Raw genomic sequence first — 15795 nt, 5'->3', positions numbered from 1 at the left:
GAAGGAATTTAACGATGACTCTGCTCACACGTGTAAAAGCGATCAACTGGAATAAAATCGAAGACGACAAGGATTTGGAAGTGTGGAATCGTCTGACCAGTAACTTCTGGCTGCCGGAGAAAGTGCCGCTGTCGAACGACATTCCCTCCTGGAGCACGTTAACCCCCCAAGAGCGCCAGTTAACCATCCGCGTTTTTACTGGCCTTACGCTGCTGGACACCATACAAAACACCGTGGGTGCCCCTACCTTGATGCCCGACGCCGTCACGCCGCATGAGGAAGCAGTACTGTCAAACATCAGCTTTATGGAAGCAGTACACGCCCGCTCATACAGTTCGATTTTTTCGACGCTCTGTCTCACCAGCGAAGTAGATGATGCCTATCGCTGGAGTGAAGAAAACGCCACGTTGCAAAAAAAAGCCACACTGATTCTTGAACAATACCGCAGCAGCGATCCCCTGATGAAAAAGGTCGCCAGCGTATTTCTCGAATCTTTTCTGTTCTATTCCGGCTTTTATCTGCCGATGTACTGGTCCAGCCGCGCCAAGCTGACCAACACCGCCGATCTGATTCGCCTGATTATCCGTGATGAAGCCGTGCACGGGTATTATATTGGCTATAAATTCCAGCAGGGTCTCGCCAACGTTGACGCTGTGCGGCAACAACAGATAAAGGACTACGCCTTCGATTTAATGCAGGATCTCTATGACAATGAAATCCTCTACACCGAAGCGCTGTACGACGGTGTGGGCTGGACGGAAGATGTGAAAAAGTTTCTGCATTACAACGCCAATAAAGCATTGATGAACCTTGGTTATGAAGCGTTGTTCCCTGCTAACATGACCGATGTCAATCCGGCAATCCTTTCCGCATTGTCACCCAACGCGGACGAAAATCACGATTTCTTCTCCGGTTCAGGCTCTTCATACGTCATCGGTAAGGCGGTTAATACCGAAGATGATGACTGGGATTTCTAAGCGACAGAACGCGGCCCAGGGAGCGACGCTCCCCGGGCCTTCAGACGATGCAACAGACTCAGCGCAGAAAAAAATAGCCGTGGGGAATTGAGGGCGTAGCCGACAGTTTACGCGGTACAGGCGCTCTGACCCGGCTGCGGTTACTGCCCATTGAAAAATTGTTCAAAGAAAAAATCCCCAGATGCGTTATCCGCCACAGCAAATAAAGAGAGTATTCACTGCGAATATCTATCTTTCGCTTTAAACGACTAATAACGGAGTAGGCTATATTCTTAAGACCAGCAGGAATATGACCATGTGTTATCTCCTCCCAATACTGTAACAGTTGTCGCTCGTGTGAATTAAACCTGACATAGGCGAATTTCTCTTTGTCTAGACACCCCAGCCATGAATGGCTTAGCATAAATAAATCACGATTAGCGATATCTGAAGACACCACGATACAATAAGGACTCAGTACCAAATGTCGCTTCAAGCGTCGTAGTTTGATCATATCGGAAAAAAAAATACGATAAACAATTATATCGCTGTTATTAGCGTGTAATAATCGATTAGTTCTCTCCATTTCATGAAAGGTTTGATTACCAATGACCAGCGCATTACGATATTCTCCCCTACGCGTTAGCTTTTTCTCGTTGTAGTGATCGAACACATCCACATCAGGATTGCCGTCGAACTTTTTATAAAAAAGATCGCTCAACCCTATATAACGATAATAGAGTGTATCTGCAATTACTATTGTTCTCATATCCCTCCCAAATACGGACGAAGCCTATCAATTAAAAACCACTTTTATCGATAAAGTTTATTTTTTCTTTTTTGGATATTTTTGCCAGTATATTCACCAGACTTTGGTAATCACTCACAACAAAGGTGTTGTCGTCTCCAACACAGAAATCCCGCCAAAACTTAATATTAGCATCATCAACCCCCTTCTTAGCCAATGAAATAAAAAATATATCCACCACCTCTGTCTTATGGCTTTTATTATAATTTAACAAACCCTTTTTTATTCGTTTGCAAATATGGTGTTCCTTATGAAGTGCTCTGGCCAACTCCTTTGGCTGAAAGGTATCCTCCCCATCACTAACCATAATAATGACTTTTTTAGGGTTATTACCCTTTGCGATAACAGGTAACGATCGCAATAAACCACTACTGCTGTCGGTCTCCCCCCCATGAATCATCATTTTCTTAAAATTCGAGATAACCTCAGCACTGCTGGTTAACTCAATCAAATAAGAGGAAGGAGACTCTCTTTTTCGCATAAAATCAGCATAAGTCCTTATATCATTTATAACCTTCATATCATTTATATCATCATCTTTTGGTAATCGTACACGATGCCAATGATCAAAACACATACTGTGAAACATCCCATCATTACCATGATAAGGAAAGTAGGTATAAGTCATATCGTTATACACATCTTTCTAACGCACTGTTTAATCAATGAGTTACGGGTTTATCTCAGAGTGGCATTTTGAACCTCAAAAAGCCAATGGGATGGCTTGAATGCCTTAATTCACGGGGTTCTGAGCATCCTGTTCAAAAAATGGCCAAAAGATGTGTATAACGATATGGGTATAAGTAGTAACTGACTTGTCAGAAAACAAATAGTCCTCTTTCAAAGTTTCATCAAAATCAATAGTTTTAATATTTAAAACATTAAGGTTTTTATATGCCAGATCGTTTAATTTTTTAGCATTAGCATAATGAGATTCAAACTTTTTATAATTCACCCGCAAATTAGCAGGAGAATCAGCATCACAACTGTAGTAAGGCGGCGGATTTTTATTTGAACTTTCATTTAAATATTTATTTCCCTTCGAAATTGTCACACACCACTTTTTATCATCAACCATTTGTTCCATACTAAGCGGAAAACCGTATTGGACGATTGATTTATAATAAGAAGTGACTATATTATCCTGTTGGTCGAATTTCCTATAGTTATCATTGAAGTTCTTGTTATACCAAAAATTAAAATCAATCCTTTCATTGTTAACCTTCGCATACTCTTTTTTAAGCTTACCAACAAAAGAACAGCCTGTCTCTTTTCCACCAAAAAGGTTTTTTTCACTCAACTTAACAGGAACGCCGATATTAAAAGGAACGATACCAATAGTGTTTTTCTCGTTACTATTAAGAATGAGTTGAGAAAAGTTCACAACCGCCTCTTTTAAAAGATCATATTTAACACCACCTTTAATATCTGATTCCGTACCATTAATATCCAGACCCATTGAGGAATAAACATCCACAACAAAAACGAAATCTGTAGGGAGACTTTTCTGCTCCATAGATTTTCTTACCGCGCCAGCAGAACTATCTGCACGTATATGAATATCATCGTTAAATCCAACCTCATTATATTTTTTGAAGATAGGATGTAATGTCGCAATCCCAGATGCATTATAATCAATTGAGGTTAATTTTTCTGAATTATCACGGTTCAGACTGACAATAACGTCAAGACCATTATCAGTAAACGTCACATAGGGCAGATAATAATTCAGATAGTGGCTCAGAACCTTTTCATTGGCTTCTTTGTTTCCATGCTTAACAGCACATTCTTTATCCGCGACGTAATCACAGCGATCGTTTATCGCAATGGCTAATACCCCCTGATTCATCGCATCTGCCAATCGGGCACGGTTTGATTGGAAATGCGCCCCATCAAGTGCAAAAGAAAAAAACATCAATAATATTGGAAACATAATAGCAAAAGGCAATGCCATTGCCCCAGACTCTCTGCGGAATACCAACAGAAAGAAATCAACAGCATATTTTATCTTCATGACGCTCCCTGAAATAATTATCGAACTCCAAAAACTCACCGAGGGATTACCGCATTACTCACAGAGATATCTCCTACAGATGGTCCAATAGCACGTAATATTTTCATTAACAAACTATACTGACTTTGAGTACAGAGAGTGACTTGATAAACAGGTAGCCAATGCTCAGTTCGCATCGACCCAGTATCAGCCTGAGAAAAAGGGGAAAGCGGAATATGTTTAGTGAAATCCTTTGCAAACTCTGACTTTGGACAATTACCCTCTTTTATATGAACTACAGTAAACGATACGGGCTTACCTTTTATCTTTTTTTCTGACTTTACATCTTCATCAAAATAGATAGCATCCACATAGAGATTATACTTTTCCCCGATACGAGATTCAGCCAAGAGCATATTTGCCAGCAAATCTAACTGATTGACATCATCCTGTGTCAAGATCTCTTTCCCATGATAAAGTGCAGTGCGTTCACGCAACACGGTGGCAAGAGAATGATTGACACGCTCCATATAGCCTTTGTTTAAAAAATATCGGCTGTAATCAACCAATAAAAAACAGAGCAGTACAATAGAAAAAAAGTAGAAAAAAAACTCAATCGCTACACTTCCTTTCTCACTTTTTATCTCAGACAGCAATTTTCCGTTTCTGCAAAGCGAAGACATATTACAATTCTCCTCGCTGAAATTCCTGAACAAAAGCAACCTTTCTCTTCCATTGCTGCTCAACCATCACTGTCGGAAATAGAAAGAAGAGAGGCTGGTAATTAATATTCACGTGATACAGTGCCAACGGCTTTCCAGTTGCATGAATCGATGAGCAATGTTTGCCATTCTCAATTAACGCAGTGACATCATCACAATAACGCGCAGAGACATGAACCGCTATATTTCCGGTAAATAATGGCCATACACCTAAACGCTTTTTCAAGGCTTTCGTAAAATAAGCGTGATAATCGCTGTCAGGCTGACGAAGCGATGTACGATAGCTGGATTCAGCCAGAATCAAATCCAAGGCAGATGAAATATAAACCACCCGACACAACTCTGCTAGAAAAAGAAATGCCATAACAAAGGGGATAAAGAGTAAAGAAAACTCAAGCGCAGCACTTCCGCTACTAGAACGATACCATGAAATCGAATGATTTGTTTTGTTGTTCAATTCTTTATTCCTTTTACTTACACAGCCCACAACAGCCAATAGCCAGAGCAAATAGCAATACCATAGGGTATAGTGATGACGTTATTTCTTGAGAACAGTCTATAATATAAACACGTAAGCAACGTGAGTGGGATCCCCGCCATTCCCATCAAAAATAAAAAATTACCTATCTCTGTCGTTGAAAGCCCCGTTGATAATGCACATACCAGTTTAACATCGCCTGCACCGATTACGCCGACTATAGATAAAACAAAACCAAGACAAAACAATAGCAACAGCACTGTTAAAGAGAGATCCTCAGGATGATGAAAGGCTAATAAAAGTGAGAGAGAAAAAATGAGCAATGTCGTCGCATTGGTAATTTTCCGACAACGAATATCCGTATAACAGACGAACATCAATATTATACTAATAGCAATTGTCAGCATCCCTTCTACTTTCACTTTACATCATCCCTGGCTTTGTTGAATAAATCAAAACTTGTAACGACTGTGCCCCAGGTCGATTGTTACGTGATGCGAATACTGTTCGGCATTCCTAATAGCGTGATCCGGTTAAGCGCTTTGACCATCGCCATGGCTTCACCCACCTGAGCATCGTAGTCACGCAGACTTAGATGACCACCCAGAAGCGTTTTGAACCGGAACATGGCCGTTTCAGCCACTGAGCGTCGGTGATAGCCCACTTTCTTTTTCCAGGTATCGTTGCTGCCGCTCAGGCGCTGATTTGCAACAGCGTGGTTACGCTCGTGGTAGTGGTCCGGCCAATATTGCGCCCCCCTTCGCGGCGGGATAAGCGGCCTTATTTTCTTCCTCAGCAGAGCATCATGGCAGTAACCTGTATCGTAAGCGCCGTCAGCCGATGCCTCTCTGATTTTCCGGTGGGTCTGGTTTATCAGTGCCGGTAGAGCCTGGGCATCAGTCGTACCACTGAGCGACAAATCCGCACAGATAATCTCATGCGTCGCACTGTCTACTGCCAGATGCAGCTTACGCCACACCCTGCGTCTGTCGGCACCATGCTGCCGGACTTTCCATTCGCCTTCGCCAAAGACCTTCAGGCCGGTTCCATCAATGACCAGGTGTGAGATTTCACCACGGGTTGGCGTTTTTATGCTGATGTTCACTGTCTTTGCTCGCTTGCTGAGCAGCGAATAGTCTGGACAATGCAGCGACAATTTAATCAGTTTAAAAATCGAGTCAACAAAACCCTGTAAAGCCCTCAATGAAAGGCCAAACACGCGTTTCATCATCAGGACTGTGGTGATGGCCATATCTGAGTAGTGGAGCGGTCGTCCACGCCGTTCAGTAGTCGTTTTTTCCGTCCATGCAGCAATGGCTGATTCATCTAGCCATACGGTTAGAGCACCACGCTGCTTGAGGGCCTTGTTATAGGAGGGCCAGTTAGTGATTTTAAAATTTTGTTTTGCCATGGAGACCTGATGTTGAAACAACTATGGTGATCTGATCCGATGATTACCCAAACTTTCTATTTATTCAACAAAGCCATCATCCCTTAAAAATGCCAGAAGCGTTTATAATCCACTGAATGGTATGGTGTAACGAATCAGCAGACGATCCGGTAATCAACCTAATACAGGCTTTGTTGAATAAATCAGAACTTGTAACGACTGTGCCCCAGGTCGATTGTTACGTGATGCGAATACTGTTCGGCATTCCTAATAGCGTGATCCGGTTAAGCGCTTTGACCATCGCCATGGCTTCACCCACCTGAGCATCGTAGTCACGCAGACTTAGATGACCACCCAGAAGCGTTTTGAACCGGAACATGGCCGTTTCAGCCACTGAGCGTCGGTGATAGCCCACTTTCTTTTTCCAGGTATCGTTGCTGCCGCTCAGGCGCTGATTTGCAACAGCGTGGTTACGCTCGTGGTAGTGGTCCGGCCAATATTGCGCCCCCCTTCGCGGCGGGATAAGCGGCCTTATTTCCTTCCTCAGCAGAGCATCATGGCAGTAACCTGTATCGTAAGCGCCGTCAGCCGATGCCTCTCTGATTTTCCGGTGGGTCTGGTTTATCAGTGCCGGTAGAGCCTGGGCATCAGTCGTACCACTGAGCGACAAATCCGCACAGATAATCTCATGCGTCGCACTGTCTACTGCCAGATGCAGCTTACGCCACACCCTGCGTCTGTCGGCACCATGCTGCCGGACTTTCCATTCGCCTTCGCCAAAGACCTTCAGGCCGGTTCCATCAATGACCAGATGTGTAGTGGCACACTGATACTGGCCACCTGATCGGAGGTGATATGCTCACCTCATCAACACGACAGGTGACCTCATGGGTAAACATTTTACGGCGGAATTTAAGCTCGAAGCCGCAAAGCTGGTTGTCGACCACGGCTACACATACGTTAAGGCCGCAGAGGCGGTTAATGTCAGCCATTCTGCCATTAGTCGCTGGGTCAATAAGCTTCGCCTTGAACGACAGGGAAAAACGCCAACGGGACTTCCTCTTACCCCTGAACAGCTCGAGCTGCGTGAGATGAAGAAAAAAGTCCAATGCCTTGAAATGGAGAACGAAATCCTAAAAAAGGCTACGGCGCTCTTAATGTCGGACTCACTCAACGGTTCACGGTAGTCGACAGGCTGAGGGCGCGATACCCGGTCACGGCGTTGTGCCAAACTTTTGAGGTACATCGCAGCAGCTACAGGCACTGGCAGGCTTCCGCTAATGAACCCGACGGTGAGCGCGTGGTTAAGTGTAGCCGCGTCATGGAAGCCTGGAACGCCAGCGGCGGCTCTGCCGGCGCTCGAAGTATCGCGACCATCGTCACCGGCAGCTCCGGTGTCAAAATGGGGCGCTGGCTGGCTGGCAAGCTGATGAAGGAGCTGGGTATCGCCAGCTGCCAGCGACCGGCTCACAAATACAAACGCGGCGGCAATGAACACGTTGAAATACCGAACTATCTCAACCGCCAGTTCGCGGTTACCGCGCCGGATCAGGTCTGGTGCGGCGATGTGACCTACATCTGGACGGGCAAATGCTGCGCTTACCTTGCGGTGGTGCTAGACCTGTTCGCCCGCAAACCGGTGGGCTGGGCCATGTCGACGTCGCCGGACTCGGCGCTGACAGTTAAAGCGTTGCAGATGGCCTGGGAACTCCGGGGACAACCAACAGGAGTCATGTTCCACAGCGACCAGGGCAGCCACTATACCAGCCGTCAATACCGGCAAGCCCTGTGGCGCTGCCGGATAAAGCAGAGTATGAGTCGGCGGGGTAACTGCTGGGATAATGCGCCAATGGAGCGGTTCTTCCGCAGCCTGAAGACAGAATGGGTGCCGACAAAGGGTTACAACAGCTTCAGCGAAGCCCAGGACGCGATTATCCGCTACATCACGGGGTATTACAGCGCTATCCGGCCTCACTGGTATAACGGCGGCTTAACTCCAAACGAATCTGAGCGACTGTTCTACATACAGTCTAATGCGGTGGCCAATATTAGTTGACCACTACAATGTGAGATTTCACCATGGGTTGGCGTTTTTATGCTGATGTTCACTGTCTTTGCTCGCTTGCTGAGCAGCGAATAGTCTGGACAATGCAGCGACAATTTAATCAGTTTAAAAATCGAGTCAACAAAACCCTGTAAAGCCCTCAATGAAAGGCCAAACACGCGTTTCATCATCAGGACTGTGGTGATGGCCATATCTGAGTCGTGGAGCGGTCGTCCACGCCGTTCAGTAGTCGTTTTTTCCGTCCATGCAGCAATGGCTGATTCATCTAGCCATACGGTTAGAGAACCGCGCTGCTTGAGGGCCTTGTTATAGGAGGGCCAGTTAGTGATTTTAAAATTTTGTTTTGCCATGGAGACCTGATGTTGAAACAACTATGGTGATCTGATCCGATGATTAACCAAACTTTCTATTTATTCAACAAAGCCCCTAATACAATAAAAACCCGTTTGATGATACAACTCAGAGAATATCCCCAATAAAAATTAGCCGTGATAGAAATCAAACACTAATCTCTCAGGTGCTGATTTCTCAGCGTCAAGGTGAAATACCTTCAACTTATCTATTTTTTTCTTTAATAAGAACTTCACTAAAATGGTATTTTTATCTTTATGTGCAATTGAAATTGACTTTACATTACCGTCTACCATCAAGTTGTTTCCTATATGCAATATGTCATCACTCGCCGTCACGCCTTGTAATTCATAGACTATCTGGTTCGGCGCTCTATCGCCAAGTTCTTTAACTGCTATTCTTTCCCATGACTCCATTGTCATTCGGAAATATTTTTCATGTTGTCCCGCCCGGACCGCAATAATCTCGTTATTATGTTCTTTAGATAATGGTAATGTGGGCGTAGCGTCTTCGTCATCCTGGCCTTTCTTTATCGATACATCTTGCTTAGCCAGCAATTCGCGTTGTTGTAACTGGCGTTGAGAGCGGGGCTTGATTTTTGATAACGATTCAAGCAAGCCATCACGGATATCAACGTTCTTTGCTCGATGCAATACCGCTTCTGCTCCCTCAAAATCCCGCATTTTCACCAGTACAAACACTAAATTATGTAATAGATTTTCACCCGTATACCCTCGCGCATACAAGGGGGCCAGATAGCCCCTTGCGGTAGGATAATCCTCTTGCATAATGGCCAGCATCGCGAGGTTATTAATGACTTTATCTTCATCAACAAAATGCGCTCGGGCTTTATCGAACGATACCTTGGCAGCAAGATAATTGCCCTGCTGCGCCAGCAACACGCCTTGCGTGTTTAACGCTTCCCCATTTTCAGGGTTTTTATTCAAAGCCGCCCTAACTCTGTCAAGTGCTTCAGTAATGTGTCCTTGTTCCAGCAAATTCTGGCCTTCAAGTAACAGAATATCTTCATCGGGATTATCGACCAGCAAAGGTGCTAAATAATGCCTTGATGATTCATAATCCATCGCAGAGTGGTAATGACTTGCCAAAATATACCGTGTTTTTGCATCCTCTTTTCTATTTAGTTTTTCACGATATAACTTAATTAGCCCTTGAAAATCATTCATCTTGGTAAGAATAAACTCCTTCTGCTCCTCGTCAATAGCATTGTGATTTCCGCTTTTGGTTACACATCCTGCGAGAAAAAAAACTGAAAGTAATAATAAAATATTAACTAACTTCCCCATAATGCCATCATCCCTATCAAACCTGGTCCGACAATTATTGCCAACAATGGAAACATAATAAAGCCAATCATCGGCATGGTCATTTTGGCAGATAAGCTTGCCACTTTTTCTTCCATATCGAGTAACTGTATATCTCTCATTTCCTTACCTAAAGCGATTAACATTTTGTAAATGGATGAGCCAAAATTTATGCTCTGTTGTAATGTAGTACAGAACATTCTCACTTCATTACTGGCTATCTCTTGATAAAGTTGTTCCAACGCGGCATTGATTCCACTAACCTCTGTTTTTAGCATGACACGTTCCAGAATTTTGGCAATATCCTTATTAACATGCTTAGTGTTATCACTAATATATCTCATGGATTTTTCAACAGTCATTCCAGACTGAATACAAACCGCCATCATATCAATAATAAAAGGTAAATCGTTTGATATGCTTTTTAACCGTTTTACGATAATACGTTTTTTGACCACGTCAGGTAAAATAATGACTGATACACTCAGGATTAAAAAGCAAATAAGTAAAAAATTCATTGACACCTGGAGGATATCACTTATGTTCAGTGAAAATAATACTCCACCAAGCGTAACGAAGGTTAGCATTTTTAGTATCACATTTTTATCTAACAATGATGCAATCGAAATCAAACGGCTTGATTTTATCAAAATCTTCTCAACATGCGATGCGTGATCCTGGTTTTCAGTATCATTCCGTGAATGTTTATATACATTCAACAACATTAATGCTTTGTTTTTATTCTTGTCTTTAAAAAAATGGATAAGAATTCCACCCAGGCCCAGAACCATCATGAGCAGTGAAAACAGATAAAACATAACTCACCTCGTTATACACATCTCTGTTCGTGCCTGAGCGCGCGTAGCGTTTCGGCGGCCGTCATGACTTTCTGCAAGCCTTTCCAGATAGTTTTTGCGCCTGGTTCACCGTCGCCTTTTCGAGCAAGAAAGCCTCCCAGTTGCGCAACTAAGCGCAATACTTCGTTTAGCTTAGGGCGGCCCTTGGGCATACGCTTGTTCATCAGTAGGTAAGCGCCATGAGTCTCGTCGGAATCAAAGAACAACATTGCGTCCAGCTCTGGACAGGTTCGTCCCATACGCATTAAATAGGCGATGCGCCATGCCACGATCATGAACAGCGCCAATGCCCGCTCAATGCGATCCACGGTCGATAACTGTAACGCTTCGACACAGCAGCCGTTCTTCAGCACATTGAAGAACATCTCGATTTCCCATCTAGCCCGATACCAGTCGATCAGCTCCACGATATCTTCTCGTCCTTCAGGTACGCGATTGCTCAGCAACCGCCACTCGACCGGCTTCACGCCTGCTGGCGGCTCAATTTCCTTGGCTATCACACAAGTCACTGCCAACCCGCAACGCAGCGACACTCGCTTCACGCGCAGCGCCTGTTTCACCGTACGCGCCTTCTGCCCCGCGCGAGCCGCCATAACGAATTGGATTTCTCCCACCGGCACGGTCTTTCCAACCTTCTGCCAAAGCTTCTCATTACAGTCCAGACTGCGATTATGAGTCGAGCGGATCAACCAGTCAGCCGGAGTGCCAAGGTCATCAGCGAGCTGCATCAACGCCTTGATATCCGCTTCGCGATCGGCTAAGTACACCAGACGTGTGTTTGGCAACTCCGAGGCGAGTTCAGCAACTCGCTCGTATCCCTCGAGCCAGCGCGTACTCTCCTTGAGCCCATCGCGTTTTCCGTCTGCATCCTTCGGCTCTCTTGCCCACATCCACGCATCCAGTACGCCCAACCCCGCGCGATCCGGACTGACCGCGTAGGTCGGATGCAGGTACAGACCACGCCTGGCTTCGTAGTTCAAGGGACCCAAGCCTTGGATTTGCTGCCCGTTGAAGTCAAGCTCGGTAGTGTCTTGGATACACAGCACAACCTCATGTTCTCGGATCCTTTCCTGCGTACGCTGCCAGTGAGGTTGCAGAATGTCTCGCCATTCGAATGCTTGGTTCTCCATGAAGCGGTAAGCACCCAGCGTCTCAGACCATCCGAGGCACGCATGCGGAATGCTGGCTTGCGGATTCTCAGCCAACCGTATCAAAAGCCCTTTGGCGCGCTTATTGAGCCTCGTGTCACCAAGATTTACCCCTTCCAGTTCTTGGTGTGCCCAGCCATCTGAATCCCGTGTCATTTTTCAGCGCCGTAAATGGCGATAGTACACGTCGGTTTCACTTCATTTGCAACCCCACCGGCTGCCTATTTCAGCCCGCTAACCCTTGGCATATAAGGCGTTGCGGACTTGTGTATAACGAGGTGAACATAACTCACCTATAACTTATTCATCATTAACCAAAGGATAAATATCCCCGAGAAAATGCTACCTACCGCATAATAAAGTATGAATTTACCTATTGGATCATAAAGCAATATGGCAAAACTGTCTGGAGAACTGTATTTTATGAAAAAGAAGAAAAAAATCGGAATGCCCGTTAATATTTTTACAGACATTCTTACTTCAGATGTCATCGCCAATTTTTTTCTATCAATAATTCTTCCATTGGAGATCATGGTTGCTAACCGCGTCATGACGTCTTTGATTTGCCCTCCCCCTTTCATATTCACCAAAACAGTGACAATAAAAAAATAATACTCCCTATAAGGTAAACGTCGATACGACTCCATAAAAACACTTTCAATATCCTCACCAATTTCAAGACGCTGAGATATTTTTCTAAACTCTTCTCCAACAACACCTGCAATTTTCTCACCACACTGTTCAATGCCGAGCATCACTGAATTCCCAGCACTAATAACGCTGTTAATAATATTCAACGCCTCCGAAAATGTGGTTTCGAATGCTACTCGCGCCGCTTTTTTACTCCGTTGGAAAAGTATATACAATGTCAACAACAACATAAGCGGCGATACAATAAGTAAATCAATATGTAAATACTCCAGGCTACTATAAATACTTACCGCTTGAACAGCGAAGACAACCAAACCATTTTTTAACGCCAGGTCATACTCTTTACCTAGCAAATACCGAGAAATATCGCTGAAAAGTACCACCAAACATTGCCATAATGCATGCTGCTTAAGTCGGTAGGTTAACTTGTTAGTTCTCGGTACAGTAGCAACGTGACGTAAGCGTTGAATATTTTTTTTCTTCCGATGCTCTAGCACGAGTTGGAGCAGGCCAAGTAGAAGCATGCTGATGAAGATAAAGATCATGGTAATTTATTTCCGAACAGTTGCTTCAAAGGCTCTTGCATATCATGGACTATTGCCTGTTGGTATACGGTTGAGCGCTGTAATAGACCGTAAGAGGTAAAACTTCCCTGAATTGCCCCCGTTTCAGAGCGTTCAGCCTGCGCGGAATAGCTGAAGATATCTTGCAAGATAATGTTATCGCCTTCCATACCCATTACTTCTGTAATGTTAATGACTTTTCGTGAGCCATCAGGCAAGCGCGATACCTGAACAACGATATGGATTGCCGATACGATGTTGCGGCGGATTGCTGCAAGTGGAAGTGCCGCGCTTGACATCATGACCATACTTTCAAGACGTGCTAAGGCATCACGCGGTGAGTTGGCATGCAAGGTTGACATGGATCCATCATGGCCGGTGTTCATTGCCTGCAACATTTCGAACGCTTCTTCTCCCCGGCACTCCCCGATAATAATGCGATCGGGCCTCATACGCAGTGCATTGACGACGAGATGGCGCATAGTAACCTGGCCTTGATTCTCGGCACCGGCCATACGGGTTTCCAGCCTGACAACATGCGGTTGCTGTAAACGCAACTCAGCGGCATCTTCCAGCGTCAGTACCCGCTCGCCTTCATCGATATAGTGGGACATGGCATTTAGCAGTGTTGTTTTCCCAGACCCGGTCCCGCCAGAGACAATAATATTTACGCGACAGCGACTCGCGATAACCAGAAAATTAGCCATCATCTCATTCATACTGCCGTACTCAACCAGATTGGCCAGCGTTCTCTGCCCGGAGCCAAACTTACGAATTGAGATCGAGGCACCATCCAGTGCAACAGGCGCGATGACCACGTTCAGGCGACTACCGTCAGGCATGCGCGCATCGACCAACGGTTGCGAGTCATCAACGCGGCGCCCCACCCGCGCAACCAGTCGACGGGCAATATCAATCAACTGCTCGTTGCTGATAAAACGCTTATCGACTAATTCCAATTTCCCCGCTCGCTCAACAAAAATACGTTCAGGCCCATTAACCAGAATGTCACTGACACTTTCATCTTCCATCAACTCACGCAGCGGTCCATACCCCGTAATCTCATCAGCAATAAGCTCGCATAAGCAGTTGCAAACCCGGCTTGAAAGATATTGTCCTGTGTTATTCATCACGCGTTGAATGGCGTCGTTAACTTCTCGCAACAGCGCATCGCGCTGATTTTTCAACTCATCAATGCGCTCTAAATCTATATTTTTAAGCACCTGCTCGCGGAAATAGAGCAGTGTGCTGGTCATTTCAGTTTCAATATTCATCACTTTTTCCCTCTTCCACTTGTTCCGTTTCCCGCTGCTCAGATATCAAAAAGACCAAAAATCACACGACCGCATTTTGACGCGCAGTGCGACGAAAAGTCGGCAGGGAAAACAGAATCTTACGAGAGGGCTTAGGGCCCAACGACTTGCCTAACAGGTGAGCAGCAAGTCGATAAAGTGAACTCTCTGAAGAGAGTTGATTATGATGAACGTTGTAGGCATTTACGCTAAAAATAGCGAGCCCGAGATATTCTTCAATATCAGTATTAACAAGTTCATCCGTATTTTTGGGATGACTCTCGTTTAAACACAGAAAAATACGCTTTTCTTTCAGTGGGTTTGCCAGCAAAAAACGTTTATGTTCTTCCAGTATATTTTTCGCCACACGCAACGAGGCTAACGCCCGTGAAATTACCAACACAATGACATGGGACTGCATGAATACCTGTTCCAGTTGCTGTTCGAGGTGTGTATGAATTCCATGATCAAAGAAAGCCAGATTATATCGATTAAACGCGGTATCCTCATACAGCCATGCTGCGTCGCACGTTTCCATCTTTACCGACTGATGAGCGGTAAGATCGGCAATGCTGCCGTCGTTGGGTAAGGCTTTAGCTAACAATAAATCCAAATCCCGACTGCCGCTGCAACCCTGCACCAACAGCATGGGTATTGAGGTCAGCATTCCCGCAGCCTTAAAAAGCTGATGCGCCACAGTAGATGCTCCTGCTCCACCCTTGCATCCCAGAACGCTGATTTTCATCGTCACTCGGTTATGCGTAGCCGGAATAGGGTCACGAATCAGATCGGGCAATTGCGCTAACTGTGATCCAATATGCCGATAGTTGGTTCCTGCCATCATCAAAGCATGTGCAAAGCGTATTGAGTCATTATTACCCACCAGAATCGGTTTTGCCGAAACCGGGATGAGTAGTGCAACCATCTGCATAATAAGTTCAACATTATCCACATCGCCAATATCGACAATAACCGCGATGGCATCGCTGGCAGCTGGATTATCATTCATAGTAAAAAAATCCGCTTCATGCGGTATGACATCAGCTAAATGATGCATTAACAACTGACTGACGATATCAGACATCACATCAGGTCGTGGTGAAATAATTAAAATTGGCTGTGCAAATTTTTTCTTCTGCGACTTCACTGTTGTATTTTTATTATTAGATTTGGTATCAAAAAATAATTTCATGTGA

At 44.8% G+C, this 15795-nt stretch carries 15 protein-coding genes and 2 pseudogenes; 2 read left to right on the top strand and 15 right to left on the bottom strand.

Going from position 1 to position 15795, the window contains the following annotated elements:
* Window positions 1–14 precede the first annotated feature (14 nt).
* The gene (gene nrdF, locus ACWWJF_RS14765) at window positions 15–977 is read left to right on the top strand and encodes a class 1b ribonucleoside-diphosphate reductase subunit beta (protein ID WP_455869860.1); all 963 of its coding nucleotides are present in this window, start codon (window positions 15–17) and stop codon (window positions 975–977) included.
* A 58-nt stretch (window positions 978–1035) separates the two neighbouring features.
* Here the strand turns inward: nrdF and ACWWJF_RS14760 are convergent, their stop codons facing one another.
* The 8 genes and pseudogenes from ACWWJF_RS14760 to ACWWJF_RS14725 all read right to left on the bottom strand — a co-directional run.
* Window positions 1036–1725 carry a hypothetical protein gene (locus ACWWJF_RS14760; protein ID WP_455869859.1) on the bottom strand — a complete coding sequence of 230 codons (690 nt, stop codon included), beginning with the start codon at window positions 1723–1725 and terminating at the stop codon, window positions 1036–1038.
* 31 nt (window positions 1726–1756) lie between these two features.
* Entirely contained in the window at window positions 1757–2392 is a 636-nt protein-coding gene (locus tag ACWWJF_RS14755; protein WP_455869858.1) for a hypothetical protein, read from the bottom strand.
* A gap of 105 nt (window positions 2393–2497) precedes the next feature.
* Entirely contained in the window at window positions 2498–3778 is a 1281-nt protein-coding gene (locus ACWWJF_RS14750) for a pilus assembly protein (protein WP_455869857.1), read from the bottom strand.
* 35 nt (window positions 3779–3813) lie between these two features.
* A complete protein-coding gene (gene tadF / locus ACWWJF_RS14745) occupies window positions 3814–4503 on the bottom strand; it encodes a tight adherence pilus pseudopilin TadF (RefSeq protein ID WP_455869856.1) in 690 nt (229 codons plus the stop codon).
* A complete protein-coding gene (locus ACWWJF_RS14740; RefSeq protein WP_455871101.1) occupies window positions 4442–4966 on the bottom strand; it encodes a TadE/TadG family type IV pilus assembly protein in 525 nt (174 codons plus the stop codon). The genes tadF and ACWWJF_RS14740 overlap by 62 nt, the downstream gene beginning before the upstream one ends.
* On the bottom strand, window positions 4954–5379 hold the full coding sequence (locus tag ACWWJF_RS14735; RefSeq protein ID WP_455869855.1) for a prepilin peptidase: 426 nt from the start codon (window positions 5377–5379) through the stop codon (window positions 4954–4956). Before ACWWJF_RS14735 ends, ACWWJF_RS14740 begins: the two co-directional genes overlap by 13 nt.
* 65 nt (window positions 5380–5444) lie before the next feature.
* A complete protein-coding gene (locus ACWWJF_RS14730; protein WP_455869854.1) occupies window positions 5445–6368 on the bottom strand; it encodes an IS5 family transposase in 924 nt (307 codons plus the stop codon).
* Window positions 6369–6585: 217 nt separating this feature from the next.
* Window positions 6586–7164: pseudogene (locus tag ACWWJF_RS14725) on the bottom strand (IS5 family transposase); the annotation flags it as partial.
* A 70-nt stretch (window positions 7165–7234) separates the two neighbouring features.
* On the opposite strand from ACWWJF_RS14725, the gene ACWWJF_RS14720 reads away from it, so the two are divergent.
* Window positions 7235–8403 (top strand): IS3 family transposase gene (locus tag ACWWJF_RS14720; protein WP_455868740.1). Its coding sequence is split into 2 segments (ribosomal slippage): window positions 7235–7490 and window positions 7490–8403, totalling 1170 coding nucleotides; the frame shifts between segments, so codons are not numbered across the junction.
* An 8-nt stretch (window positions 8404–8411) separates the two neighbouring features.
* Here ACWWJF_RS14720 and ACWWJF_RS14715 read toward each other — a convergent pair.
* From ACWWJF_RS14715 to ACWWJF_RS14685, 7 genes and pseudogenes are all read right to left on the bottom strand, one after another.
* Window positions 8412–8762 (bottom strand): annotated as a pseudogene (locus ACWWJF_RS14715) (transposase); the annotation flags it as partial.
* 132 nt (window positions 8763–8894) lie between these two features.
* Entirely contained in the window at window positions 8895–10070 is a 1176-nt protein-coding gene (locus ACWWJF_RS14710) for a tetratricopeptide repeat protein (RefSeq protein ID WP_455869853.1), read from the bottom strand.
* Window positions 10058–10882, bottom strand: coding sequence for a type II secretion system F family protein (locus ACWWJF_RS14705; RefSeq protein WP_455869852.1), 825 nt, complete (start codon window positions 10880–10882; stop codon window positions 10058–10060). Before ACWWJF_RS14705 ends, ACWWJF_RS14710 begins: the two co-directional genes overlap by 13 nt.
* 35 nt (window positions 10883–10917) lie before the next feature.
* Window positions 10918–12249 (bottom strand): IS4 family transposase, encoded by a 1332-nt coding sequence (locus tag ACWWJF_RS14700; RefSeq protein WP_455869851.1) that lies wholly within the window; start codon window positions 12247–12249, stop codon window positions 10918–10920.
* A 137-nt stretch (window positions 12250–12386) separates the two neighbouring features.
* Window positions 12387–13268: a type II secretion system F family protein gene (locus ACWWJF_RS14695; RefSeq protein WP_455869850.1), complete on the bottom strand. Its 882-nt coding sequence runs from the start codon at window positions 13266–13268 to the stop codon at window positions 12387–12389.
* 17 nt (window positions 13269–13285) lie between these two features.
* Window positions 13286–14581: a CpaF family protein gene (locus ACWWJF_RS14690; protein ID WP_455869849.1), complete on the bottom strand. Its 1296-nt coding sequence runs from the start codon at window positions 14579–14581 to the stop codon at window positions 13286–13288.
* 61 nt (window positions 14582–14642) lie between these two features.
* The gene (locus ACWWJF_RS14685; RefSeq protein ID WP_455869848.1) at window positions 14643–15791 is read right to left on the bottom strand and encodes a hypothetical protein; all 1149 of its coding nucleotides are present in this window, start codon (window positions 15789–15791) and stop codon (window positions 14643–14645) included.
* Window positions 15792–15795 lie beyond the last annotated feature (4 nt).

The sequence above is a fragment of the Symbiopectobacterium sp. Eva_TO genome (assembly GCF_053848865.1).
Note: the sequence above shows the minus strand (reverse complement) of the source record. Positions and strands in the feature narration are given on the sequence as shown.